1 pseudogene is annotated in these 291 nt (G+C 73.5%); it reads right to left on the bottom strand.

Annotated elements, in window-relative coordinates:
- Window positions 1-291 (bottom strand): annotated as a pseudogene (locus tag VTU_RS34175) (SwmB domain-containing protein); the annotation flags it as partial.

Raw genomic sequence — 291 nt, 5'->3', positions numbered from 1 at the left:
CAGGCGGGTGATGCGCGCGCCGCTGGCCGGATCGACCTTGCCGTCCTGGCTGCCTGCCACCAGGGTCACGGGGGTGCTTCTGCTTTCTCCCGTGGGGCCCCGTACGACGCTGGTCGATCCCACTGCCGCCTGCGTGCTGTCCCGGACGCCGTCGCCATTGCCGTCGCCGGCCACGGGGGCTGCGCCAGAGGGGTCGGGGAGGCCGGGGGTCTCGTCTTCGAGGCTGTCGGGGATGCTGTCGCCGTCCGTGTCCTTGGTGTCCTTGGGCGCCGGGCCTTCCGGGGGCGATGG

It is taken from the genome of Verminephrobacter aporrectodeae subsp. tuberculatae At4, from assembly GCF_000193225.1.
In the GTDB taxonomy this organism is placed as follows: domain Bacteria; phylum Pseudomonadota; class Gammaproteobacteria; order Burkholderiales; family Burkholderiaceae_C; genus Acidovorax; species Acidovorax aporrectodeae.
Note: the sequence above shows the minus strand (reverse complement) of the source record. Positions and strands in the feature narration are given on the sequence as shown.